This window comes from Variovorax sp. RKNM96, from assembly GCF_017161115.1.
Lineage (GTDB): Bacteria > Pseudomonadota > Gammaproteobacteria > Burkholderiales > Burkholderiaceae_C > Variovorax.
In genome coordinates this window covers 597,398-621,950 of record NZ_CP046508.1, presented here as the reverse complement: position 1 = coordinate 621,950, position 24,553 = coordinate 597,398, and the positions used below count along the sequence as shown (strand labels likewise).

The following is a 24,553-nucleotide window of genomic DNA, read 5'->3' as shown; positions in this document are numbered from 1 at the left end:
CGCGGCTCACCAGCCTCGCGGTGCGACCACCCGGTACGCCAGCATCGCGGCCAGCGCGGGTGCGAGCGCGAAGCTTGCGAACAGCCACACGGCCGCCGACTGCGCGCCCTCCGCGCCGCCCGGCAGCGTGAGGCCCGCCGCATTGGCCACCAGCCCCGCCACCGAGGCGCCCACGGCCATGCCGTAGAGCTGGATCGTGGTGATCGAGGCGGAGGCGCGGCCTTCCTCCCCTTTCGGCGCCAGCGACAGCACTCGGGTCACGAGGTGCGGCCAGCCGATGCCCACGCCCAGGCCCACGACGGCGAGTGCCGCGGCGATCAGCACCGTCTCGAAGCCCACGCCCAGATGGCCGGGGAACGGCAGCAGCAGCCCGAGCGCCACGAGCCCCAGCGTGCAGGCCACCGGGCCGGCGCGCAGCATGCGATCGGCCCCCGCGCCGCTGCGCCCCGACGACAGCAGCGAGCCCGCGCTCCAGCCACCGGCCATCGCGGCCGTGAGGTAGCCCGCCGCGAGCGGCGAATGGCCGTGCAACAACTGCAGGAAGTACGGCACGAAGATCTCGGTGGTGGTGCCGATCAGCAGCAGCGCGATGCTCGCGTAGATGGCACCCAGCGGCGCGCTCAACGCATACGCGCCGGTCGGCAGCAGCCGCACCGCGGCCCGGCGATCGATGCGCGTGGCGAGGACGCCGATGCCCAGGCCGAGCACCACGCCCACCGCCTGCCAGGCCAGGTCGGACAGCAGCCCGCTCGCCGCGATCACCAGCACCGAGGCAGCCAGCAAGCCGATCTGCAGCGCCGGAATGCGCGGCATGCTCGCCGGCCGAGAGTGCCGCACACCGGCACCGGGCCGCAGTTGCACCATCACCAGCAGTGCCTGCGCCGCGGCCACCGGCAGCAGGAACCAGAAAGCCCAGCGCCAGTGCCCCGATTGCGCGAACAGCCCGCCCACCGCCGGCCCGCACAGCGTGGCGACGCCCCACATGCCCGACACCAGCGCCACCGCGCGCGGCCACAGCCGCTGCGCGAACACGAGCTGGATCAGCGCATAGCTCAGCGCCGCGAGCATGCCGCCGCCCAGTCCCTGCACCGTGCGGCCGGCGAGCATCCAGTGCATGGCCGGCGCGAGCGCGCAGCCCATCGAACCGGCGGTGAACACGGCCAGCGCCGCAAGGCACGCACCCCGCGGGCCGAGCATCGCGAGCAGCCGCACCGACAGCGTGGCGCCGAGGATCGAGCCCACCACGAAGAGCGTGGTGCTCCACGCATACCAGTCGAGCCCGCCGATCTCGCGCACCACCGAAGGCAGCACCGTGGTCACGATGTGGACGTTGACCGCGTGCAGCGCAACGCCGCCGGTGAGCGCCAGCGCGCGCCAGCCGTTGCGGCCGGTGAAGAGTTCGCCCCACCCGGCCGTGGCCGTCGGCGAGGTCACGGAAGGTGTGGAAGGATCGGCGGAGGAGGAAGCGGCAGGCGGCATGGCGGACCCGAAAGACTGGAAAGGAGCCCGGATACTAGGCGCCACGACCCAATTAAACAAGTTATTGCTTTGATAAATAAAATCCACCGCCCGAATGGACCGGCGCCCGGATGCGCGACACTTCGGGCCTGATGCAAGCCGCTTCCCCTTCTTCTTCCAACGCCTCCGCTTCCGGCGCCATGCCGCAACCCTCGATCCGCCGCCCCACCCTGGGCTTTTTGTTCGGGCACCCGGCGCATGCCATCGCACTGGGCTTCGGCTCGGGCCTGCCGCGCTTCGCGCCGGGCACCGTGGGCACGCTCTGGGCCTGGGTCGCCTTCGTGGTGATGCAGTTGTGGTTCACGCCGGCCACCATCGGCTGGATCATCCTGGCGTCGCTCCCGATCGGCTGGTGGGCCTGCACGGTGACGGCGCGCGACATGAACATCGCCGACCCCGGCGCCATCGTGTGGGACGAGGTCATCGCCTTCTGGATCGTGCTCTGGCTCGTCACGCCGGCGGGCCTCTTCGCGCAGGCCATCGCCTTCGGCCTGTTCCGCTTCTTCGATGCCGCCAAGCCCGGCCCGGTCGCCTGGGCCGATGCGCTGTTCAAGCAGCGCGACGCCGCCCAGGTGCGCTGGTGGCGCGCGGGCTTCGGCATCATCCTCGACGACCTGGTGGCGGCCTTCTGCACGCTGCTGGTCATTGCGCTCTGGCGCGCATGGTGAACCCCATGGATTCTTCTTCGACCTTGTCGTCGCTCCCCGACCAGGACACCCCCGCGCTCGTTGTGGCCGTGGCCGAACGGCTGCTGAAAAAAGGCTGGCTGCTGTCCACCGCCGAGAGCTGCACCGGCGGCCTGATCGCCGCGGCCTGCACCGAGCTGGCCGGCTCCAGCGCATGGTTCGAGCGCGGCTTCATCACGTATTCCAACGCGGCGAAGACCGAGGTGCTGGGCGTAGATGCGGCGTTGATCGATGCCCACGGCGCGGTCAGCGAGCCGGTGGCGCGCGCCATGGCCGTCGGTGCCATCGCACGCTCGACCCCATCCCGTGCGGCCATCGCGGTGACCGGCATCGCGGGCCCCACGGGCGGCACGCCCGAGAAGCCGGTCGGCACGGTGTGGTTCGGCTGGTCGGTCGACGGGCAGTTGCGCACCGAGCGCCGCCGCTTCGACGGCGACCGCGCCACGGTGCGCGCGGCCACGGTGCACTACGCGCTGCAGACGCTGGTGGAACTGCTGGGCGAGTAAGCCCCGCGGCGCCTTCAAGCCATCATGAAGTCGCCGATGGCCCGGCGCGGCGCGGCGGGCACCGGCGCCATCGGGTAGCCAAGCCGGCACATCATCTGCAGCGTCGGGCTGCGCGCGTTGCGCGGCGGCTCCGTGCCCAGCAGCAGGTCGTGCGCCGCCGCGTGGTGCGGCGCCATCTCCGCGAACTCCTCCAGCGGCTGGCTCATCGGGTGCAGGCCCACGCCGAGGTCGGTGGCGCGCAGTTGCTGGCGCACATAGGCGCGGCCCGCGGCGATCTGGTCGGTGCGGCTGTTGCCGCGCGTGCTGAGCCAGACAAAGCCCATCGCCGTGTTGGCCTGGTCCTCGAACACCTGGAGGGTCTCCTTGAACGATTCGCTGTCCTCCGCCGCGGGCACGTTGCGGTCGAACTGCCCCAGCGCGATCGCAAGGCGCAGCGCCGGGTCGTTGCGCGAGAAGCCGTCGCGGTGCTCCAGGATCTCCTGCGGCCCGACGCGCAGCATCCGCAGGTTCTCCAGGGCCGTGCCGGGCGTGGCGATCTCCACGCGCGCAGCCGCCGCGCAGAGCTTGCGCAGCACCCGCACGCGGGCCATGTCGACCGTGCCGTCGGCCTGTACCGTGCCGCCCGCGGGCGCGATGGCGGTGAGCCCCTGCAGCATGTCGGACGACACCGGCCGGCCGGTGTCGAAACGCTGCTTCGGCGTGCGGCGCCTGAGCACCTGCGCAAAGAGCGGATCGGGCGCGCCGCCGCTCGACAGCCGCAGCCGCGCCACCGGAATGTGCGGCCAGTGCCGCGGCTCGCTCGGCAGCTCGCCCTGGGGCCACAGCTGCACGCTGGCCAGGATGCCCTGCTGCGCCAGCGCCATCACCAGCAGCTCGATGAAGGCCCCATGGCCGATGAGGGCCTGACGGCCGTACGGATCGGTCTCGGGCAGCAAGCGCTCGCGGTCGCAGTAGAGAACGATGGCCTCGGGCTCGCGCAGGTCCACCAGCCACGGCTGGCAGTTGTACGCGGTGGGCGCGGTGACCGCGTAGGCCACCGCGCGCTTGCGCGCATCGGGCTCGTTGCCGGGGCCGTTCCATATCTCGAGCGCGGCCGCCGGGATGTCGGAGTGCAGCCACCAGGTCGCCAGAGCAACCGCGCCTGCCGCCACCACCACACCGCCTCCCAGCAGCCGGACAAAATTTCTTCGTTCGTCCATTGCCCGCATTATCGAAAGTCGCCTTTCAATTCACAATGCGTCAACTTTTGATACCTGCTATGCGGAACTGAATACGTGGGCCTCGACAGCAACCTCGATTTCGACTGGCGACTGGTGCGCGCCTTCCTCGCCGCGCTCGACCACGGCAGCCTGCTGGCTGCGTCGCGCGCTCTGGGTTCGAGCCAGCCGACGCTGGGCCGGCACATCGCCGAGCTCGAAACCCAACTGGGCGTGGTGTTGTTCGAGCGCACCGGCCGGGGCCTGCGCCCCACGGCCATGGCCGCGCGGCTGGCCGAATCGGCGCGGGCCATGGAAAGCGGCGCGGTCTCGCTGTCGCGCAGCGTGTCGGGCGCCAATGCCGCCACCGCGGGCACGGTGCGCATCTCGGCGAGCCAGGCCACGGCGCGCCAGATGCTGCCTGCGCTGCTGGTGCGGATGCGGCAGGAGCTGCCGGAGATCCAGGTCGAGCTGGTCTCGACCAACGAGATCAGCAACCTCCTGCGGCGCGAGGCCGACATCGCGATCCGCATGACGCAGCCCACCACGGCCACGGTGGTGGCACGGCGCATCGGACGGTTCGCGCTCGGCGCCTTCGCGCACGTCGACTACCTGCGCCGCCGCGGCACGCCGCGCCAGACGGCCGAGCTGCTGCGGCACGACGTGCTGGGCTACGACCGCATCGACACCATCATCCGCATGTCCGCGCAGCTGGGCACGCCGCTGCAGCGCGAGGACTTCTGCTTTCGCACCGACGACATGGGCGCCTACTGGGAGGCGCTGCGCCAGGGCATGGGCATCGGCTTCGTGAGCGAATCGCTCGCGCGCACCGACAGCCAGGTGCAGCGCGTGCTGCCGCAATTGAAGATCCCTTCGCTGCCGGTGTGGCTCGCGGTGCACCGGGAGATCCGCACCGACCGGCGCATCCGCGCGGTCTATGATTTCCTCGCGCGCAACATCCCGGCGTCGATCTGACTTCTCCCTCGAATCTCCCCCGATAACTCCAAGAGGCCTCATGACAGCAGCCACCAATGCCCAGACCATCGAGCGCTTCTACAGCGCCTTCGCCAAGCTCGACGCCGCCACCATGGAGGCCTGCTACGCGCCCGATGCGGTGTTCGACGACGAGGCCTTTTCCCTGCGTGGGCGGCGCGAGGTGGGCGGCATGTGGCGCATGCTGGCCAACGCCACCAAGGCCAAGGGCGCGGACGTGTGGCGCATGACCTTTCGCGACGTGCAGGCCGACGACACCACCGGCAGCGCCCACTGGGACGCGCACTACCGCTTCAGCGCCACCGGCCGGCTGGTGGACAACAGCATCGACGCGCGCTTCACCTTCACGCCCGAGGGGTTGATCGCCACGCACCGCGACACCTTCCCGTTCTGGACCTGGTCGCGCCAGGCGCTCGGCACGCCGGGCCTCTTGCTGGGCTGGACGCCGATGCTGCGCAAGAAAGTGCGCGCCACCGCCGCCGGCAATCTTTCCAAATTTCTTTCGAGCCAACCCTCATGAGCAACAACAACATCGTCTTCGCCTCCAACGAAGCGGCCCATCGCTATGAAGCCGCCATCGACGGCAAGCTCGCGGGCTACGCCGAATACAACCTCCTGACCGACGCGATCATGTTCACGCACACCGAGGTGCTGCCCGAATTCGAAGGCAAGGGCGTGGGCTCGGGCATTGCGAAGCACGTGCTCGGCGAGGCGCGCACGAAGGGGCTGCATGTGATTCCGGTGTGCCAGTTCATCGCGGGCTACATCCGCAAGCACCGCGAATACGCCGACCTCGTGCGGCCGGATATCCAACGCGCCTTCAAGATCTGAAGGACACGGCCTTCGGCGCGGGCAACCACGCGAAGGCCGCGATGCCGATCACCAGCAGCGTGGCGATGGTGGCCAGCACGGCCGTGAGCGGATCGCCGCCATGCGCCGCGGCAATGGATGCCGCGACACCTGTGCCCCACTGCATCAGCGCAACGCCGAGGAACATCGCCATCGTGAAGACGGCCATCGCGCGTCCGGTGAGCGTGACCGGGTAGGCCACGCGCACGTCGGCGTACTGCCACACGATGAAGCCCGAGAGCACGCCGATCAGCACCATGCCGAAGATGTCGAGCCAGGCCGAGTGCAGCACCGCGATGAGCGCGAAGAGCGCGGCGTAGATCAATCCGCAGATCACGATCCAGCGGCGGCGCGCGGCGCCGTCGCGGTCCAGCCGCCCGAAGAGCGGCGCACCGACGAGCGAGATCACCGACACGGCCAGCGCCACGTTGCCGCTCTGCACGAGCGAGTAGCCGTGGCGCTCCATCATCAGCGGCCCCAGCCAGAGGCCGCGCAGCGAGATGAAGGCCGCATACGTGACCGCGCCGAGCACCATGATGCCCAGCGTGTGCGGCATCGCGAACAGCGCGCCGAACTGGCGGATCGCCTCGGGAATCGACTCTTTCACCTGCGGCACGGCCGATGCTGGTTCGTGCACCCAGTACCAGATCGCGAGCCAGGCGAGCGCCGCGGCCACGGCCAGCACGAGGAACCCCGCGCGCCACGAATACGCCTCTACCAGCCACGCGAGCGGCGTGCCGGTGGCCAGCATGCCGATGCCGCCGATGGCCAGCACCATGCCCGACACGGTGGCGAAGCGCGCCGCCGGAAAGTGCCGCGCGATGAACACGGTGCACACCAGAAAGGCCGGCGCGCAGCCCACGCCGATCAGCGCCTGCCCCGCGACCAGCACAAGGTAGCTGGACGACACCGCCGACAGCAACGCGCCCGCGATGGCGATCGGAAAAGCCACGAGCACCGTGCGGCGCACGCCGTGCAGGTCGATGCCGATGCCCATGAAGAGCTGCATCGCGCCGAAGGCGAAATGAAAAGCCCCCGAGAAAATCCCGAGGGCCTGGGCGGAGAGCTTGAAGTCGGTCTGCAGCGGGCTCGCCATGATGGCGCCGACCGTGCGGAAGGCCTGGCTGAGCGCGACCCCGGCGCACAGCGCCAGGACCATCACCCAGGCCGCGCGCGGCGTCAGGGATGCGGCGCTGTCCGGACCGGTGCTAGGCGGCACCGTGGCACTTCTTGTACTTTTTTCCGCTGCCGCAGGGGCACGGATCGTTGCGGCCCGGCGTCGCTTCCTTGCGGATCGTCTCGACCTTCGGCCCCAGGCTCTTCCAGAGCTGGCGCAGGTCGTACACCGCCCAGATGGCGGCGCCGAAGTCGTCCAGCCGCTGCTGGCTCACGCTGGGCGGCGCATCGTCGCTGTACATCGAGAGCGTGGGCTTGGCGGTGTCGTCCTCGGTGAGCGCGACGATGTTGTCGAGCGCGTCGTCGAGCATCTGCGCGGCGTCCTTGTCGCGCGGGGTGGCCCAGTCTTCAGGCCAGTTCTCGACCGCGTACATGAAGCCGAGCGCCCAGACCTGTGCGAACGAAGGGATCTCCTCGCCGGCCACTTCGGCGCGCTCTTCCTCGGGAAGCGAAGCGATGGCGCCGCGGGTGTCGAGCACCTCGGGCTGCCAGCTGCGCTCGTCGTCCAGCGTTTCGACGGGGGCGTCCAGACCCTCTTCGATCTCGCGCCAGCGGCGTTTCCAGTTCCAGACGAACTCCATGTGCTGGGCAGGCACGAAGTTGTCGCCCAGCAGCACGGGCCAGTATTCGGTGGGTTCGATGGGCCGGCGGGTGCAGATCAGCGCGGCCATGAAGCCCTCGCAGAACTCCCACTGGGGGATTTCCTCGTCGTGCTCGCGCATGGCGTCCAGCGCGGTGTCGAGGGCATCGAAATCGTCGGGGCCGAGGGGCTCCTGGGCGGGCGGGGTGGGGGTCTGTGGGGTATCGGGAGAAGTCGTCATGGCAGGTTCGGGGCAGCCCTCTATGATGCAGCAGGCTCCCGGAGTCATCTATTTCTATGCCCACGATTATTCCGTTTCCGGCGCGCTACAGCGCCTTTGCCTTGTGCGTGGTCGGCCTGGTCGCCTGCCTGGCCTTCGTGCTGGTGTCGCCGCATCTGTGGCTTGCGTGGATCGGCGTGGTGGTGTTCGCGGTACTTACAGGTACCGGCATCCACGACCTGCGGCAGGCGCGGCACGCGATCCTGCGCAACTACCCGGTCATCGGCCACCTGCGCTTTCTGCTGGAGTTCATCCGGCCCGAAATGCGCCAGTACTTCATCGAGAGCGACTCCGAAGCGGCCCCCTTCTCGCGCGCGCAGCGCTCGCTGGTCTACCAGCGCGCCAAGGGCGATCCGGACAACCGGCCGTTCGGCACGCAGCTCAATGTGACCATTGCGGGCTACGAGTGGATCAACCATTCGATGCAGCCGACCAAGCTTGCGAACCACGATTTCCGCATCGTGATCGGTGGCACCCCGCAGCCGGCCGATGCGAACCCGGCGCAGGTCTGCACGCAACCCTACAGTGCGAGCGTCTTCAATATCTCGGCCATGAGCTTCGGTGCGCTATCGGCCAACGCGATCCTCGCGCTCAACCAGGGCGCCAAGATGGGCGGTTTCGCGCACGACACCGGCGAGGGCTCGATCTCGCAGCACCACCGGGTGCACGGCGGCGACCTGATCTGGGAAATCGGCTCGGGCTACTTCGGCTGCCGCAACGACGACGGCACCTTCAACGCCGAGCGCTTCACCGCCAATGCGCGCGACCCGCAGGTGAAGATGATCGAGATCAAGCTGAGCCAGGGTGCCAAGCCCGGCCACGGCGGCGTGCTGCCTGCGCCCAAGGTCACGCCCGAGATCGCGGCGGCGCGCGGCGTGCCGGTGGGCGTGGACTGCATCTCGCCCTCCTCGCACAGCGCGTTCTCCACGCCGACCGAGATGATGCATTTCGTCGCCAAGCTGCGCGAGCTCTCGGGGGGCAAGCCGACGGGTTTCAAGTTCTGCCTCGGCCATCCGTGGGAATGGTTCGGCATCGTCAAGGCAATGCAGGCCACGGGCATCACGCCCGACTTCATCGTGGTCGACGGCGCCGAAGGCGGCACGGGCGCGGCGCCGGTCGAGTTCAGCGACCACGTGGGTGCGCCGCTGCAGGAAGGCCTTCTGCTCGTGCACAACACGCTGATCGGCGTGAACCTGCGCCACCGCATCAAGATCGGCTGCGCCGCCAAGGTGATCACCGCCTTCGACGTGGCCCGCATGATGGCGCTGGGCGCCGACTGGTGCAACGCGGCACGCGGTTTCATGATGGCGCTGGGCTGCATCCAGGCGCAGAGCTGCCACACCGGCCACTGCCCCACGGGCGTGACCACACAGGACCCGCTGCGCCAGCAGGCGCTGGTGGTGCCGACCAAGGCCGACCGAGTTCGCAACTTCCACCGCAGCACGCTGCATGCGCTGCAGGAGCTGGTGCAGGCCGCGGGCCTCGATCATCCGCAGCAGATCACCGCGCACCACATCGTGCGCCGCATCTCCGACACCGAGGTGCGCCTGTTGAGCAACCTCGTGATGCAGGTGCAGCCGGGCGCGCTGCTCGGGCCGCTCGACGCGCAGCACAATGTCTTCCGTACCTACTGGCCGCTGGCCAGTGCAGAGAGTTTCCAACCCGTGACGCAAGGTCCCTATGGGCTGGTGCCGGGTTTCGCAATGGCCGCATGAATCCACTGAGACGAGGCGCTTCGACGCGCCTGCACAGCGCCAAGGGCGTCGCTTCGGCGCCCGCGCCACTCGACGCGCAGCCCAACCCGCCAGCGCCCGGCGACTACGCGGAGTTCCTGCGCATCACCCTCCCGAAGCAGGAGAAGAACGTGGCCAGCCACCGCCTCGGCAGCGAGCGCGTGTGGCTCAAGAAGGCCGGACCGCGCCACGGCAAATGGGGCTACCGCGTGATGGCGGCGGTCGCGCGGATGGCGCGGCTGGACATCATCAAGCCGGTGCCCAATCCGGGCGGCGAGGCCGCCATCGCCACCGAGGCGCGGCGCCTGAAGCAACTCGCCGCCGCGGGCCTGCGCGTGCCTACGGTGCTCGCGCAGCAACCCGACGGCCTGTTGATTTCAGACCTCGGCGAGAGCGGCCGCGCCACCGTCGTGCTGCAGGAACGCCTGGACCAGGCCGCCGCAGCCGGCCCCGCCGCGCTGCTCGCGGTGTGGCGTGAAGGTCTTGCCGCCATCGCGGCCGTGCATGTGCGCGGCCAGCACCTGAGCCAGGCCTTCGACCGCAACCTCGTGCAGTGCCCCGATGGCGTGATCGGCTACATCGATTTCGAGGACGACCCCGCCGAGGTCATGACGCTCGCCGAATGCCAGGCGCGCGACTGGCTCAGCTATCTGCACTCGACGGCCATGATGCTGGAGGCCGCCGCGCCGCAGGCGGCTGGCCAGCACTGGCATGCGGCGCTCGCCACGGTGAACGAAGAAGTGCGCGAGCGCATCGCGAACGCGGCGCGCCGCATGAAGTGGGCGCGCAAGCTGCCCGCCAGCCGCCGCTGGGGGCGCGACACGCAGCGCGTGCGCGCGGTGGCGCGGCTGCTGGGGCGCTGGCACGACGCGGCGGTCTAACTTTTAGCTCAGGGCTTCGTCGTCCACCGCAGCGCCGCCAGCAGGTTGCTGTGATCGTCGGTCCACGTCGTCACCCCAGTGGCATCGATCGCCTCGCCGCGCTCGCGGATCACCGGGTCCTGCAGGAAGCGCGGGTCGCGCGTGAGCAGCACGTATTCCGACGAGTGTTCGAGCGTGAGGTTGTTGGGCACAGGCTCGAAATGCACGCGCAACGCCTGCATGCCCGCATCCTCGGCCAGGCGCTTGACCACTGGCGCGAGCAGCAGGTGCCGGTTGCTGATGTGGAAGGCGATCACGCCCGTGGGCAGCAGGTGCTTGTCGTAGAGCGCCAGCGCCTCGCGCGTCATCAGGTGCATCGGGATCGCATCGCCCGAGAAGGCGTCGACCACGATCGCGTCGAAGCGCTGCGAACCGTGCGCATCGAGCTCCTGCTGCATCAGCAGGCGCGCATCGCCTTGCGCGACTTCGACGGTCGCCGGCGAATCGGCAAGGTAGGTGAAATGCGAGCGCGCCGCCGCCGTCACGCGCGGATTGATCTCGTAGAAGCGCACCGTGTCGCCGGCGCGCCCATAGGCCGCGAGCGTGCCCACGCCCAGGCCGATCACGCCCACGCGCTGCGTCTCGGCGCGGTTCGTGAGCAAGGCGAGGCCGGCACCCGATTTCGGCCCGTAGTAGGTGCTCGGCAGGCGTCGCTGCACCGCGCCCTGCAGTTGCTCGCCGTGCGAGATCACGCCGTGCATCAAGCGGCGCGATGCGGTCAGCGCGCCCGGAATGCCGAACTGCTCCACGCGCAACGCGCCGTAGAAGTTGCGCACGCGCAGCATCGTGCGGTTGTCGGCTTCGAGCACGCTGTACACCGAGAGCCAGACCACGGCCACCGAGGCCAACGCGCCGGCCAGCCCCGCGGCCGCCGGCCATGAGCGCGCCCGCCACGCGGTGTAGCCCACCGCGAAGAGCGCCAGCGCACTCACCGTGGCGTACAGCACATTGAGCGACACGGCCACCGCGTCCATCCGCAGGAACGCCGCGAAGCCCACCACGATGGCGAACGCAAACACCGCCCACACCCATTGCTGGCGCCCGCGCGTGAGCCACAGCACGATCAGCCCCGGCACCGCCAGGCTCATCGGCAGCTCCCAGTAGCCGTTGAAGAAATGCGGCGCGACCACGCCCGCGAAGATGCCACCCACGGCGCCGCCCAGCGCCAGCAGCAGGTAGAAGCGCGTGAGGCGCTCGGGCCCGGGCCGCGCGCGTGCGAGTTCGCCGTTCGCGAACATGCAGATCGCGAAGAGGCCGGCGCTGTAGAGACCGATGGCCGCGGCGATCGGCAGCGAACGCTGCGGCGTGTTCAGGTACCAGCCCATCACCGGCGTGAGCAGCAGCACCGCGGGCCAGAAGAGCCAGCGCCGGTACCAGAAGTCGCTGTCGAAGCACAGCACGAAGCTCAGCAGGTACAGCGCGAGCGGCACGATCCACAGCATCGGCACCGAGGCGATGTCCTGCGTGATGAAGGCCGACACCGCCAGCAGCGCGACCGTGCCGAGCGCGGCCAGCACCAGCCACAGCAACTGGTTGGACCACGACAGCGGTGCCGACGGCGCAGGGGTTGCGGCCGCTTCGGCGCCGGTCTGCGCCGGTCGCGCTTTCCCCACGGCCACCACCGACACGATCGCCAGCACCGCGAACACCCCGAAGCCGACCGACCATGCCACGGCCTGCGCACGCAGCGCGAACACCGGCTCCAGCACGAAGGGATACACCACGAGCGCAGCCAGCGCCGCGAGGTTCGACAGCGCGAACAGCCGGTAGACCTTCGCCTGCCGCGGCGCATCGCCCGCATGCAGCCGCGCGACCCAGCTCTGCACCAGCGGCCCGGTGGTGCACACCGCGAGGTATGGCAGCCCGATGGTGGCGGCCAGCACCGCGAGCACGCCCGCCGAGGGGTCGCCCTGCCCGGTCGGCTTCCACGCCGCATCGGGAATCACCGGCAGCATCGCGCAGGCCGCGAGCAGGAGGAGCGCATGCACGACGGCCTGCATGCGCAGCGGCCGGCGCGAGAGCCAGTCGGCATAGAAGTACCCGACGAGCAGCACGACCTGGAAGAACACCAGGCACAGCGTCCACACCGCGGCCGATCCGCCGAACCACGGCAGGATCTGCCGCGCGATCAGCGGCTGCACCAGGAACAGCAGGAAGGCCGAGACGAAGATGGTCGATGCAGAGAGCGCCAGCGCACCGGCGCTCGCGTCGCGCGCAGCGCGCGCTGCGCTCCCGCCGCGCACGGCATGCGATGCGTCCGCCGCCTCGCGCATCAGGGCGCTTTGCCCGGGTTCGGCACCTTGTCGAGCTGGCCCTTGACCGAGGCGTCCCAGATGGCCGGGCAGAAGGAGTTGCCGTCGCCCACCTTGTCGGCCAGCGCGTCGACGCCGCGGGCCAGCAGCTGCGAGGCCCACTCGGTGCTGTTGTTGCGCACGAAGGCAAAGATGTTGGTCATGGCGTCCTGCGGCTTCTCGAGCACGTTGATGCCCGTATTGTTGCTCCACGCCGGGTCCCACTGCAGGTCGATGCTGCGGTCGCTCTTGGGCCCGAACGAATAGAACGGGTGCCAGTACATCGGCGACTCCATGCCCGCCACGCCGTCCGCGGCCAGCGGGATCTTGCCGTTGGCGATGTAGTACGCATCGAGCTGGTTGAGCCGGAAATCGGTGCCCGGCGCGGTGGCGCCGTCGACCGACATCAGCTTGAACCACGCCTCGCCCACGAACTGGTAGCCCTTGAGCGCGGTGAGGATGATCTTGTTGGCCACCGGAATCCCGAGGCGGTAGCCGTAGTGCACGCGCAGGTGCAGCACGCTGGATTCGCCCAGCGTCTTGTTCGACACGTTGCCGCGCAGCTCCGCGTCGGGCGGCAGCGGATCGCCGATGCCCACGGTGGTGCTCATGGCCTTGGCCTTGAAGTCGTAGGGCAGTGGCTTGCGATAGCGCATCGTGTCGTTGGGGATCTGCATGATCCAGCGGTTCTCGCCGAAGTTCTCGATGAACGCCCAGTCGATGAAGGTGGTCTGCGTGGGGTTCAGGTACTCGATGCAGGCCGACTCGATCAGGTCGGTGTTGGTGTCGATCCAGCCCTTGAACATGCCGCCCACGCTGGCCTCGCGCACATTCAGCGGCATCATCCCCTTCACCAGCCCCTGCCACACGCTGCCGCGCGTGAGCGCGTTGGTGGTGAGCTCCAGCGCGGCGCTGTTGAGCGTGCTCAGGCCCGGCGTGGTCGAGTTGCCGATGCGGAAGATGAAGGGCAGCGGCATGCCGTTGTTGAGCGAGCCCGCACGCGCCGCTTCGTGCGCGGCGTACTCCAGCGTGAGGCGCGCGCGATAGATCAGGCCGAACTGCACCACGCACATCACGAACAGGATCAGCACCGGCAGCGCGATCATCGTCTCGGTCATGGAGACGCCGCGCTGGCCGCGCCGTGGCCATGCAAGACGGCGCTTCTGGTTCTTTCGAAGAGTGGAATGCATTGCTGTTCTCCTCTGTGTGTGGTTACCAGCCCGACAACTTGAGACCCGGACGCAACGCGAGCCGACTGGCCTGGCCCGCGGCCAGCTCGAGCACATTGGCCGCGCCCAGGCACATGGCCATGCGCATCGGGCGCAGGCTCTCGACCACGCGCGCGATACCGCCCTGCCGGTCGAGGAAGACGACGTCGATCGGATAGCGCATGCCCACCGTGTGCACCGAGCTGCATCGCATGATCAGGAGGCCTTCGCTCGCAGCCAGGCGCGGCCGACCGAGCAGCCCGCGCGTGCGGTCCCAGCCGCGCTCGGCCACGCGCACGGGACCGAAGGGCTGGGCCTGGGGGGAGCGGAGGGAGACGATGCGCATCGATGGTGTCAGTGGTTCTGGGTTTCGAGGAACTGCATCACCAGCGGGAAGAAGATGATGATGAAGGTCACCGGGAAGATGAAGATCACCAGCGGCCCGATCATCTTCACGGGCGCTTCCATCGCGAGCTTCTCGGCCATCTGGAAGCGCTCGGTGCGGCGCTGGTCGGAAATGGCCGAAAGCGTGTCGGCCAGGCTCGCGCCCAGCGACTCGGCCTGCGTGAGGTTCGACACCAGGCTCTTGATGTGCTTGTTGTCCAGCCGGTCGGCCAGCGCGTTGAGCGCGTCCATGCGGCTCGCGCCGGTGCGCATCTCGCGCATCATCCGGTCGAACTCCTGGCCGAGCGCGCCGCCCGGGCCCTTCTGCACCGCCTGCGCAATGGCGCCGGTGAGGCTCAGGCCCGCCTGGCAGCACAGCGTGATCATGTCCAGGTAGCCGGGCAGCGTGCGCAGAATGTCCTTCTCGCGGCGCTTGCGGCGGTCGCGCATCCACATCACCGGATAGAGCCATCCCGTCACGCAGGACGCCAGCGTGACCCACACCTTGGTGCCCGCCATCGCATCGAGCAGGCCCGCGGTCCAGAGGCCGAGCGCGGCGACGATGAGCATCGACACGCACTGCACCGCGATGAACTCCTCGGCCTTGAGCACGAACTCCAGCCCCGCGAGCTGCAGCTGGCGCTTGCGCTTGACCAGCATCGAGGTGGGCGCGATCTCCGACACATGGAACTGCAGGATGTTCACCACCGGCCACACCAGCCGCAGCATGCGCGGCAGCGGGTCCATGTGCGTGCGCTCCGAAGGCCGTGCCTTGCGGATCAGCGAGATCATGTAGAGCAGCAGGATCACGCCCGTGGTCGCGCACAGGAAGATGATGGCCAGGAGGATCAGCGAGCGCATGATTCTTAGATATCGATGGCGACGATCTTGCGGATCATCGCGTAGCCCAACATCAGCATGATGGCAATCACGGTCAGCACGACCCATCCGATCGTCGTGGAAAACAGGAGGCCCATGGTCGGCTGCATCAGGTAGAGCACGCCCATCAGCAGCAGCGGAAAGAGCGTCATCACCAGCCCCTGGATGCGGCCCTGTGCCGTCAGCGCCTTGATGCGCCCTTCGAGGATGGCCTTGCGGCGCAGCGTCTCGGCCAGCACCTGCAGCGGCTCCGAGAGATTGCCGCCCACTTCCTTCGATACGCGCAGCGCCACCACCACCAGCACGAAGTCGGGAATGCCCAAGCGCTGCGACATCTTCTGGATCGCATCGTCGAAGCTCACGCCCAGGCGCTGCTCCTTGAGCACCAGGCCGAACTCCTGGCCCAGCGGACCCACCTGGTCGCGCACCAGCACCTGAATGGCGACCGAGAGCGCGCTGCCGGCGCGCAACGCGCTGGCAATGAAGAGCAGCGCATCGGGCAGCTCCGATTCGATCTGCTGGCGGCGCTTCTTGCGCTGCCATGCGAACCAGCGCGCGGGCAAGAGGTAGAGCACCACCGCCGCCACCACGCCGCCGATCAGGTTGCCCGAGATGAGCCAGCCGATCGCGCCGCACAGCGCCACCAGGAAGGCGTGGCCCGAGGCGAACGCCACCGCGTGCTGCGCCTGGAACTCCGACAGGTTCAGCGTGCGGCGGCCGCTCGCCTGCAGCTTGGACATCATCTTGCCGACCAGTTCCGGCGAGCGCTGCAGCAGCAGGTAGCCGCACAGCGTGATGAAGCCCATGCCGCAGAGCACGGAGGCCAGGAGGATCATCCCTTTCATGGCACGGTCTCCCCGAAGAGGTATTCGAGATCGAGCTTCAAGCCGTGCTCCTGCAGGCGCGTGAAGAACTCGGGCACGGTGCCCGCGGCGGTGAAGTGGCCGACGGTCTTGAAGGTGTCGTCCACGCCGGTCTTTCGGAAGGCATACACGTCCTGCATCTGGATCATGCCGTCGGCAAACCCGGTGATCTCGGTGATCTGCGTGACCTTGCGGCTGCCGCACGGAAAGCGCGTGAGCTGCACGATCAGGTCGACCGCCGAGGCGATCTGCTCGCGGATCGCCGCCACCGGGATGTTCATGCCCGCCATGGTCACCAGCACTTCCAGCCGCGACATCGCATCGCGCGGCGAGTTGCTGTGCAGCGTGGTCAGCGAGCCGTCGTGGCCGGTGTTCATGGCCTGCAACATGTCCAGCGCCTCGCCGCCGCGGCACTCGCCCACCACGATGCGGTCGGGCCGCATCCGCAGCGAGTTGCGTACCAGGTCGCGAATGGCGATGGCGCCCTTGCCTTCGATGTTGGCGGGCCGCGATTCGAGCGACACCAGGTTGGGCTGGCCCAGCGAGAGCTCGGCCGCATCCTCGATGGTCACGATGCGCTCATTGGGCGGAATGAAGTTCGACACCATGTTCAGGAGCGTCGTCTTGCCGGTGCCCGTACCGCCCGAGACGATGATGTTGAGCTTCTCTTCCACCGCGATGCGCATGAACTCCACCATCTGCGCGGTGATGGAGCCGGTGCGGATCATCCCCTCGTGGCCCATGCGGTTCTTCGGGAACTTCCGGATCGTGACGCTGGGCCCGCGCAGCGCGAGCGGCGGAATGATCGCGTTCACGCGCGAGCCGTCTTTGAGGCGCGCGTCCACCATCGGCGAGCTCTCGTCGATGCGCCGGCCCAGCGGCGTCACGATGCGCTCGATGGCGCCGAGCACCGCGATGTTGCTGGTGAAGGCGACGTTGGTGCGCTCCAGCCGGCCCGCGCGCTCGATCCAGATCTCGTCGAAGCGATTGACCATCACTTCGGTCACGCTCTCGTCCTTGAGCAGCACCTCGAGCGGGCCGAGGCCGATGGCTTCGTCCAGCAGTTGCTGGCTCAGGAGCGCACGGTCCAGCTCGGGCGGCATGTCGCGCGTGTCGCGGATGATTTCGCTGATGAGCGCGCGGATGTTGGAGCGCAGCTCCTCGTCCTTCATCTGCGCGGTGTCGATGCGGCGGTTGTCCAGTTGCTGCAGCAGCGTGCGGTGCAGCGAGCGGCGCCATTGCAGGAGAGGATCCTCGATGGTGAGCGCCGCCTCGGCATACTGCGCCGCTTCGGCCGCCTCCTGCGGATCGATGCCCGCGGGCCTGAGCGCCGTATCGAGCGACACCACCAGCGTGTGGCCGCCGATGATGATTTCCTCGCCCCCCTTCATCGGGCCGAAGCGCGTCACGCGGTTGCCGTCGACCCAGGTGCCGAAGAGACTGCCCAGGTCCTGCACGAACACCTCCTCGTCGTGCAGCACGAACTGCGCGTGCAGCTTGGCGACGTTCCAGCCCGACAGCACGATGTGGTTGCCCGCATCCTTGCCGACCTGGAGTTCAGCGACGTCGATCGGGACCTCGCGCACGACCTGCTGCGGGGAATTGACGAAGACCTTGTGCATGACGGCTGTGTCTCAGGGAGCGACGGGCTGGCCGGGCGTGCCGGCCGGGATGCCGCCGATGTCCGAGGCGGCGGCGGGCGGGCGCGTGCCGTCCGGGTCCGACTTGTCCTCGGTCAGCCGGCCGAAGTTGCTGCCCACGTCCTGCTCGAGCTGGCGCGAGCGCTCGATGCGCTGCCGGCTGTCCGCCGGGCCGACCACGCGCGGCGTGATGAACACCACCACTTCCTGTTCCTTGTCGGTGTCGTTGTCGGCACGGAAGGCGCGCCCGATGATCGGCGCCTTGCGCAGGCCCGGCACGCCGTCGCTGGAGCGCGTCGATTCGCGGCTGAGGAGCCCCGACAGCACGATGGTCTCGCCGGCCTTCACGTTGAACTCGGTGTCGGTGCGCCGGATCAAGAGGCCCGGGATGCCCTGCACAGCCACGCTGCGGTCGATGCTGCTCACCTCGGTGAGGATGCTGCCCGAGACATTGCCCTCGCCGTCGGCGATGGGCTTGATGTTGAGGCGCACGCCGTAGGGCTTGAACTCGACCGAGCCCGCGCCCTGCGTGCTGAGCGCGGGCAGGGGGATCTCGCCGCCGGCCAGGAACTTGGCCTCGCCGCCGCTGCGCGTGGAGAGGTTGGGCGAGGCGAGCAGGAAGGCATTGCCGCGCTGCACCAGGAGGTTGATGCGCGAGGTGAGGCTCAGGCCGATGCCGAAGTAGGCCTCGGGCATGCGCCGGTTCTGCGAGAGCAGCGCCGTGCCCTGCGCCGTGGAGGTGTTGAAGGCCGAGCCGTCGGGCAGGATGCGGTAGCTGCCGCTGGAGGCGATGTCCGAGAACAGGCCGAAGTTGAAGCCGTCGCCCGAGCTCTGCCAGCGCACGCCCAGGTCGTCGAGCGCGGTCTTGCTGAACTCGACGATGCGCACCTGGATGTCCACCATGCGGTCCACGCGGATGCGATCGGCCGTGGCCAGCGACACCACCGCGGGTGCATAGAGCTGCGCCACGGTGTTCAGGCGCTCCACCGCCGCCGGGTCGAGGCTGTTGCCGTCCATGATGATGCGTTCGCCGATGCGGCGGATGTTCACGCCCGAGATGCCGTGCGTGATCTCGCGCAGCTCGTCGGCGATGCGCTCCAGGTCCACCACGTTCACGCGCACCTTGAGCTTGCGCACGGTGCCGTTCTTGTCCCAGACATGCAGCGTGCTGTCGCCCGCATCCTGCGCGGTGATGAGCATGTTGGCGCCGTCGAGCACGCGCGCCTCCAGCACCTTGCCGTTGCCGATGGCCACGCGCGACACGCCCGGCATCTTGACCAGCGCCATCTGCCCGACATAGAGCGTGAGCAGGTCGGGTAGCCGCTGCAGCACGGTGGCGCGCGCGGCGATGCGCTGCAGCTCGGCCTCGGTGATGGAGGCCTGCGTGGGCGGCGGCGCGGGCGGGCGGATGCCCGGCGAAGTTTCGGCACGGGCCCCCGCCGGCGCGCCCGGCGCCGAGAACGCCGGCGCAGGCGCCACGCTGCCCAGGGGCACGGGCGATGCCGTCGGCATGCCGGGGTACGGACCCTGCGCCTCGGCCTGGAAAACAAGACACAGCGCCGTCGCTGCCAGGGTGCATCGCTTGAGGTTCATCGAACTTTTCTGGAGATCAGTAAATCGGGCACGCCCCGCGGGGCGGCGGGTCTTCAGCGCGGCAATGCGGCGCCGGTCGGCAGCGCGGCACCCAGGCCGGGCGGGGGAGGTGCACCGCGGCCGCCGGTGCCGCCGACGATGTATTCGACGCTGGGGCCCGAGGGCCCGCTGGCCACCGCCATCGGGCGCGAACGCTGCGGCCTGAAGCCAGCCACGATGGCGTCCAGGTCGACCGCATCGACGCCGCTGGTCATGGTGGCCCGGTCCTCGGGGTTGCGCAGCGTGGCGATGATCTTTCCCAGGCGCTGCGCCAGGATGAGCTTCTGCGCATCCTGCGGCTGGATCGCCACGGTGACGGTGGAGTAGCGCTGCTGCGCATAGGGGTCGGTGTCGGCCGACACGTCGGAGCGCTTTCGCATCGCGGCGAACTGCTCCGAGGTGATCTGGCCGGTGGCGCGCACCTCCACGTCCTGCAGGAGCGGGATCACCACCGAGGGATCGTTGGCCGCGGACTTCTCGACCATGTACATGAAGTCGATGCGGTCGCCGGCGCGCAGCATGCCCGAGATGGAGCTGATCTCGTCCACCGGAATGGTGATGGCGCGCACGCCCTGCTCGATTTCCTGCGCGAACACCTTGCGCGGCGCCGAGAAGAACGAGGCCAGCAGCGGCTTGCCGGCGGCCACCGGCACCGAGAGCTGGCGGCCCGCGAACTGCGAAAAGGTCTCGGGCGTGATCGCGTCGTTGTGCACGTACTCGTTGGGCACCGAGCGCTTGGCCACCATGGTGGGCAGCACGGTGGTGCCGTCGGACAGCGCGCGGTTCGCCACGACCACGTCGCGGCGCTGGCTGTCGGCGTCTTTCTCGAGGCTGGCGGCGATTTCGCGCTCGCTGGCCCGAAGGTAATACCAGCCCAGGCCCGCGGCCAGCAAGCCCAGCATCAGGGCACCGATCAGGGGGGACAGCCGTTTGACGCTTTGCTTGAACTTGAGGAGTCCCGGAGATGATTTCATGCCTGGCTACAAAGGATAGGAAAGGGTGTACGAGTAGGTCGACCAGGCATCGCGGAAGGCCTTGATGAGCAGCGCGACCACCGAGCGGTCGGCGCCCGGGAAGGTGGCGAACAGCATCACGGCCAGGATGCCGGCGACGATCACGTATTCGGCGATGACCTGGCCGCGCTGGGCGCGGCGGGAAGAAGGATGGCGGTGCAGACGGCGGTGGCGTGGACGCATGGCGGTCGCTCTCATTCCGGCGTGGTCTGGCTGGCGACGATGAAGTAGCCGTCGTCGCGCTTGGAAATGGCCACGGTCATCTCTTCGCTGTTGCGGCGGAACACCAGCGACGAGCGTGTGCCGCCTTCCAGGGTGCGGTCCTGTATCAGCGTCCAGCCCAGGCGGATCATCTGTTCGCGCAGGTAGAGCGCGTTGGTCTCCACGCTCACGTTGTTGGTGACGACGATGGTGCGGTTGCGCTGGCCTTCGTCGAAGGAGAGCGTGTCCGAGACCACCTGCGAGCCGGCCGGGCGCGGAAAGCCCTTGCCGATGCGCTCGGCGCGCTCGCGCAGCGCCTGCTCGCTCTTGACCTCGTCGTAGACCACCGCCGCCACCAGCCGGCCCGCCGTGCCCGAGGGAACCGCGCGCAGCTGCACCGTGACCTGGTACAGGCCGAACCGTGCGCCGAGCACGCGCATGGGGCCGAGGGTGCTCACGCCGTAGCCGGTCTTGTCGGCCAGCCACTTTTCGTAGAAGCGCGAGACGACCTCCATCGAATCGGTGGACTCGATGCCGCGGATCTGCATGGGGATGGTGTTCTGCTCGATGTACTCGGCGATCCAGAAGGTCTTGGCGCCCGCGGGCGACGGGATCGCGGGCCAGTCGCGCTGCGGTGGCGCCGCGGCAGCCGCAGCACACAGGCAAAGCCATGCGGCGGCGAGCATCCATCGCAGGAACGGCGCGGGCAGGCTCATCAGGGCAGCGTGTTGACCACGGGGGTCGGCGGGAAGGCGCGGTAGTAGCGGAAATGGTCCTTGACGCTGCCGCCGTTCGCCTCGCCGTCGCCGCCGGTCTCGCCGGTGGCGCCGGGCGGAATGCGCTCGAAGCGGTCCAGCGGCGTCTTCTCGAGCGCATCGCCCGGCGTGAAGCCCATCGTGAGGTTGTTCATGTCGAAGGCCGGAAAGACCTGCTTGATCTGGTAGGCCGTCTGGTGCATGCCGCCGCGCAGCTGCTGGTAGAAGGCGCCGTCCAGAAGCTTCATCGGCACCAGGCCCTGGATCTTGGATTCCTCGCGGTTCGTGCCGCCGGCGTTCCAGGCTTCGGTGAGCATGGTGACCTGCTCGCTCATGTCCAGCGCGGGAACGTCCTTGAACCTAGTGTAGGTCTGGCTCACCTTCACCTCGTGGCGCAGGTACCCGCTGCTCACCATCTGGAACTTGCCCAGCGGCCCGGTGATCGCGTTGGACCCGAGCGCGGCCTGCGCCACCCGGATGCCGTCGAACACCACGTCGCTCGCGTTCAGCAGCGACGGCAAGGGCGCGGCCGTGCTCGATGCGGTGACCGCTGTGGTGCGCTGGTCGATGGCCGGCAGCATCGGCTCGAACTCGGCGATGTCGGCGGCGTGGATGGAGATGCCGGGCGCCGAGCGGTCGCGAAAGATGTGGCGACGCAGGTCGCGTGTGACCTCCGCATCGGTCTTCTTGATGGCGCCCGATGCGCCCTTGGCTTCCGCGGCGGTGATGCCCTGCTCCTCCGGCATCCACACGGTGCGCTGCCAGGCCACCAGCTTGGCGGCGGCCACGGTCTGCATGCGCTTGGTGCCGTATTCGGCGATGGCCGGAATCGCGCCCAGCGTGACGGCCGCGAAGCTCACGATGAGCAGCGTCTCGACCATCGCGTGGCCGGCGACGGCGGTGGCGTTCGCGCGAGGCGCTCGTGCGGCAAGGCGTCGATGCGAGGGGGTCATGCGCGGGCTTCCATCGGCATCAGTTGCCGTTGTCTTCGTCGGCCGAGCCGCCGACGGCCGCGCCGCCCATGGCGATGGCGCGCGCCCACAGCGAGGGCTCCACGTTGTGCACGTGCCAGTAGGGGCTGAACAGGCTGCGGTGCTCGATGTAGCCGCCGGCGAAACCCACGTTGTACTTGCCGATCGTCGCGGGATCGGCCACTGCGTTGTCGCGCCGCGCCCAGCGGTCCTGCGGCCGGCGGAAGTAGACCTGCGAGGTCGACAGCGCCTTGATCTCGCGGCCCTGGAAGTTGTCGCGCAGGCCCGCCTTGCCGTCGGCCGCGGAGTTGCCGAAGCCGGCGACCTCGCCCGTGCGCAGCTTGTCGCCGCCCTTCTGCACCACGAGCGTGAAGGCCGGGCCCTTGTCGGTGTTCTTGCCCCACTTGAGCGGGTTGGCGCCCTTGAAGCCGTTTTCCGCGAGCCAGTTGTCCGACTCGTTGGCAATCATCGGCGGGTGGTCCTTGATCTCGGTGAAGCGGGGCATCGCCCAGCTCTTGGTGACGGTGCCGATGTCGGTGCGCGGGCTGTAGTGCAGCTTGGCGTTGAACACCAGCACGGCCAGCGGGGCCAGCAGGAGTTCGCCGTCGCGGTCGCGCGCAGCGCGCTCGAAGGACTCGCGCTCCATGTACGCGGTGTCGCCGACCTCGCCGTTCAGGCCGCCGTAGGTGCGTCCTTCGCGGGCGTAGCTGCGCAGCGTGAGGCGCTGGCCTTCCCAGCTCTTCATGTAGTTGGGTCCGCCCGCGGCAGCCGCGCCGGCGCCCAGGCCGAAGCGGCCGCGCACAATGTCGTCCCAGCCGCCGATGAGGTCGGTGTAGAGCACCCCGATGGGCAGCTTGATCTCGATCGAATCGGCCGACTGCCAGCGGATGCGCCCGGTCTCGTCGCCCACGATGCCTTCGGTCGCGACCAGCTCCGTGCCGCCCTTCCACTCGAGCAGCCCGCCCATCATGTCGCCGGTGATGTCGCCGAAGCCCGGGGGCGAATTCGGGCTGCTGGACACCATGCCCTGCAGGGCGCCGGACATGCCCGAGGCGATCCAGCCGAGCACGTTGGGCAGGAAGCGGCGGTTCTTGGTCCAGTCGTCGCGGGTGGCCTGCGCGGCATGCGCGAAGCGCAGCACCTCGTTGAACTCCTCGTCGTCGAATCCGAGGCTGCCCGACTGGTGGTAGCTCTTGAGATAGGTCCCCACGTCGGCCACGAACTTGATGACGAAGATCGCGGTCTCGGTCGGCGGGACCGAGGCGTCGGGGTCGTTCGAGTTGACGACGTCCTTCACCAGCTGCGGCAACTGCGCCGTCGTGCCCAGGAGCATCACGGCCTGGCTGGCCGAGATGCCCTGGTTGAACGCGCGGAGGATGTCGGCCCCGATCTGCAGCGGCTTGGCCGAAGGCTCGACGAAGCCGGCGATGCGGTCGGCCGTGCGCTGCAGGCGATTCGCGCGGGGAACGTTGCCGAGCAACCAGGCGAGGGCAAAGAAAGGCCCCACCACCGGCAGGCGGGCCTTCTCGAGATTGCGTATGCCCTTCATGGCCTCGACGACCACCAGCCCCTCCTGGATGTTGGCCGCGCTCGTGATGAGCATGGCCATCGAGGTCTGCACACTCGCCAGCGTCGCGATGCTCGCCTCGTTGGCGGCCATCGCGCGGTTGGTGTAGGCCAGGTAGTTGAGGGTGCGCGCCGTGAGCACGTTGGCGCTGTAGGTGGCCGCGTCGGCCGTGTTCTGCAGCTTCATCTTCTCGCGCGCCGTGATGGCGGTGTTGTAGACCACCAGCACGCTCAAAAAGATGATCGGCAGCATCGCCACCAGGTACACGATCGCCTGGCCCGACTGGCGCCGGCGCGCAGGTGCGCCGGCAGTGGCGAGGGGGAGCGAAGCGGCAACTGGAGGCATCACGCGATGTCGGTCAGGCCGTTCGGGGGCGCCTTACTTCGTGGCTTCCGCACCGCCCTTGGTGTAGGTGCTCATGTTCATGTTGACCTGCGCGTTGGTGGACGCCTTGCCGGCGGCGGTCTGCGCGTTCGTGACTTCGGTGGCGCCCGACTGGCCGCCCACTTCCTTGGCCATGCCGGCCACCTGGTTGCGCATGGTCTGGCCGAAGAAGCTGAACACGGCGATCGCGGCGATGGCGATCAGGCCCAGGATCACGAGGTACTCGGTCATGCCTTGCCCGCGGATCTTGATCTTCGAGGCAAGTTGGCGGCTCAGCTGGGTCAGACGATGGATTTGCATGGGAGAAGTTCCTGAAAGGTGGCTGAAA

24 protein-coding genes are annotated in these 24,553 nt (G+C 68.8%); 7 read left to right on the top strand and 17 right to left on the bottom strand.

Annotation, left to right across the window (positions count from 1 at the left end):
- Positions 1-6 precede the first annotated feature (6 nt).
- On the bottom strand, positions 7-1,479 hold the full coding sequence (locus tag GNX71_RS02880; protein ID WP_206176933.1) for an MFS transporter: 1,473 nt from the start codon (positions 1,477-1,479) through the stop codon (positions 7-9).
- Between the two features lie 179 nt (positions 1,480-1,658).
- On the opposite strand from GNX71_RS02880, the gene GNX71_RS02875 reads away from it, so the two are divergent.
- Together GNX71_RS02875 and GNX71_RS02870 are read left to right on the top strand one after the other, a co-directional pair.
- On the top strand, positions 1,659-2,186 hold the full coding sequence (locus GNX71_RS02875) for a phosphatidylglycerophosphatase A (RefSeq protein WP_206179324.1): 528 nt from the start codon (positions 1,659-1,661) through the stop codon (positions 2,184-2,186).
- A 5-nt stretch (positions 2,187-2,191) separates the two neighbouring features.
- Positions 2,192-2,710 carry a CinA family protein gene (locus tag GNX71_RS02870; protein ID WP_241027143.1) on the top strand — a complete coding sequence of 173 codons (519 nt, stop codon included), beginning with the start codon at positions 2,192-2,194 and terminating at the stop codon, positions 2,708-2,710.
- Positions 2,711-2,724: 14 nt separating this feature from the next.
- On the opposite strand, the gene GNX71_RS02865 is transcribed toward GNX71_RS02870, so the two are convergent.
- On the bottom strand, positions 2,725-3,909 hold the full coding sequence (locus tag GNX71_RS02865) for a twin-arginine translocation pathway signal protein (protein WP_241027142.1): 1,185 nt from the start codon (positions 3,907-3,909) through the stop codon (positions 2,725-2,727).
- Between the two features lie 75 nt (positions 3,910-3,984).
- On the opposite strand from GNX71_RS02865, the gene GNX71_RS02860 reads away from it, so the two are divergent.
- From GNX71_RS02860 to GNX71_RS02850, 3 genes are read left to right on the top strand one after another with little or no spacing between them, the layout of a single operon-like run.
- Positions 3,985-4,881, top strand: a complete 897-nt coding sequence (locus GNX71_RS02860; protein ID WP_206176930.1) for a LysR family transcriptional regulator — start codon at positions 3,985-3,987, stop codon at positions 4,879-4,881.
- A gap of 40 nt (positions 4,882-4,921) precedes the next feature.
- The gene (locus GNX71_RS02855; protein WP_206176929.1) at positions 4,922-5,419 is read left to right on the top strand and encodes a nuclear transport factor 2 family protein; all 498 of its coding nucleotides are present in this window, start codon (positions 4,922-4,924) and stop codon (positions 5,417-5,419) included.
- Positions 5,416-5,730 (top strand): GNAT family N-acetyltransferase, encoded by a 315-nt coding sequence (locus GNX71_RS02850; RefSeq protein WP_206176928.1) that lies wholly within the window; start codon positions 5,416-5,418, stop codon positions 5,728-5,730. Before GNX71_RS02855 ends, GNX71_RS02850 begins: the two co-directional genes overlap by 4 nt.
- Here GNX71_RS02850 and GNX71_RS02845 read toward each other — a convergent pair.
- Both GNX71_RS02845 and GNX71_RS02840 read right to left on the bottom strand, forming a co-directional pair.
- A complete protein-coding gene (locus GNX71_RS02845; RefSeq protein ID WP_206179323.1) occupies positions 5,720-6,907 on the bottom strand; it encodes an MFS transporter in 1,188 nt (395 codons plus the stop codon). The genes GNX71_RS02850 and GNX71_RS02845 overlap by 11 nt on opposite strands.
- A 49-nt stretch (positions 6,908-6,956) precedes the next feature.
- Positions 6,957-7,745 (bottom strand): UPF0149 family protein, encoded by a 789-nt coding sequence (locus GNX71_RS02840; RefSeq protein WP_206176927.1) that lies wholly within the window; start codon positions 7,743-7,745, stop codon positions 6,957-6,959.
- A gap of 56 nt (positions 7,746-7,801) precedes the next feature.
- On the opposite strand from GNX71_RS02840, the gene GNX71_RS02835 reads away from it, so the two are divergent.
- Positions 7,802-9,499 carry an FMN-binding glutamate synthase family protein gene (locus tag GNX71_RS02835; RefSeq protein ID WP_206176926.1) on the top strand — a complete coding sequence of 566 codons (1,698 nt, stop codon included), beginning with the start codon at positions 7,802-7,804 and terminating at the stop codon, positions 9,497-9,499.
- Complete coding sequence (locus GNX71_RS02830; protein WP_206176925.1) at positions 9,496-10,398, top strand: hypothetical protein; 903 nt, start codon at positions 9,496-9,498, stop codon at positions 10,396-10,398. Before GNX71_RS02835 ends, GNX71_RS02830 begins: the two co-directional genes overlap by 4 nt.
- Before the next feature lie 8 nt (positions 10,399-10,406).
- Here the strand turns inward: GNX71_RS02830 and GNX71_RS02825 are convergent, their stop codons facing one another.
- The 13 genes from GNX71_RS02825 to GNX71_RS02765 are packed head-to-tail and all read right to left on the bottom strand — an operon-like array spanning position 10,407 to position 24,525.
- On the bottom strand, positions 10,407-12,710 hold the full coding sequence (locus tag GNX71_RS02825) for a fused MFS/spermidine synthase (protein WP_206176924.1): 2,304 nt from the start codon (positions 12,708-12,710) through the stop codon (positions 10,407-10,409).
- Positions 12,710-13,918 (bottom strand): TadE family protein, encoded by a 1,209-nt coding sequence (locus GNX71_RS02820; RefSeq protein WP_206176923.1) that lies wholly within the window; start codon positions 13,916-13,918, stop codon positions 12,710-12,712. The genes GNX71_RS02825 and GNX71_RS02820 overlap by 1 nt, the downstream gene beginning before the upstream one ends.
- A 22-nt stretch (positions 13,919-13,940) precedes the next feature.
- A complete protein-coding gene (locus GNX71_RS02815; RefSeq protein ID WP_206176922.1) occupies positions 13,941-14,282 on the bottom strand; it encodes a DUF192 domain-containing protein in 342 nt (113 codons plus the stop codon).
- An 8-nt stretch (positions 14,283-14,290) separates the two neighbouring features.
- Positions 14,291-15,181 carry a type II secretion system F family protein gene (locus GNX71_RS02810; RefSeq protein ID WP_206176921.1) on the bottom strand — a complete coding sequence of 297 codons (891 nt, stop codon included), beginning with the start codon at positions 15,179-15,181 and terminating at the stop codon, positions 14,291-14,293.
- A 5-nt stretch (positions 15,182-15,186) separates the two neighbouring features.
- Positions 15,187-16,044: a type II secretion system F family protein gene (locus GNX71_RS02805; RefSeq protein ID WP_093436872.1), complete on the bottom strand. Its 858-nt coding sequence runs from the start codon at positions 16,042-16,044 to the stop codon at positions 15,187-15,189.
- Positions 16,041-17,684, bottom strand: a complete 1,644-nt coding sequence (locus tag GNX71_RS02800; protein ID WP_206176920.1) for an ATPase, T2SS/T4P/T4SS family — start codon at positions 17,682-17,684, stop codon at positions 16,041-16,043. Before GNX71_RS02800 ends, GNX71_RS02805 begins: the two co-directional genes overlap by 4 nt.
- 12 nt (positions 17,685-17,696) lie before the next feature.
- Entirely contained in the window at positions 17,697-19,295 is a 1,599-nt protein-coding gene (locus GNX71_RS02795; protein ID WP_206176919.1) for a pilus assembly protein N-terminal domain-containing protein, read from the bottom strand.
- A gap of 53 nt (positions 19,296-19,348) precedes the next feature.
- Complete coding sequence (gene cpaB, locus GNX71_RS02790) at positions 19,349-20,308, bottom strand: Flp pilus assembly protein CpaB (protein WP_206176918.1); 960 nt, start codon at positions 20,306-20,308, stop codon at positions 19,349-19,351.
- 6 nt (positions 20,309-20,314) lie between these two features.
- Positions 20,315-20,530, bottom strand: coding sequence for a hypothetical protein (locus GNX71_RS02785; RefSeq protein ID WP_206176917.1), 216 nt, complete (start codon positions 20,528-20,530; stop codon positions 20,315-20,317).
- Between the two features lie 11 nt (positions 20,531-20,541).
- Entirely contained in the window at positions 20,542-21,264 is a 723-nt protein-coding gene (locus GNX71_RS02780; RefSeq protein ID WP_206176916.1) for a hypothetical protein, read from the bottom strand.
- Positions 21,264-22,256, bottom strand: coding sequence for a hypothetical protein (locus GNX71_RS02775; protein ID WP_206176915.1), 993 nt, complete (start codon positions 22,254-22,256; stop codon positions 21,264-21,266). The genes GNX71_RS02780 and GNX71_RS02775 overlap by 1 nt, the downstream gene beginning before the upstream one ends.
- Before the next feature lie 19 nt (positions 22,257-22,275).
- Positions 22,276-24,186 carry a pilus assembly protein TadG-related protein gene (locus tag GNX71_RS02770; RefSeq protein WP_206176914.1) on the bottom strand — a complete coding sequence of 637 codons (1,911 nt, stop codon included), beginning with the start codon at positions 24,184-24,186 and terminating at the stop codon, positions 22,276-22,278.
- A 33-nt stretch (positions 24,187-24,219) separates the two neighbouring features.
- Positions 24,220-24,525, bottom strand: coding sequence for a hypothetical protein (locus GNX71_RS02765; RefSeq protein ID WP_013538963.1), 306 nt, complete (start codon positions 24,523-24,525; stop codon positions 24,220-24,222).
- Positions 24,526-24,553 lie beyond the last annotated feature (28 nt).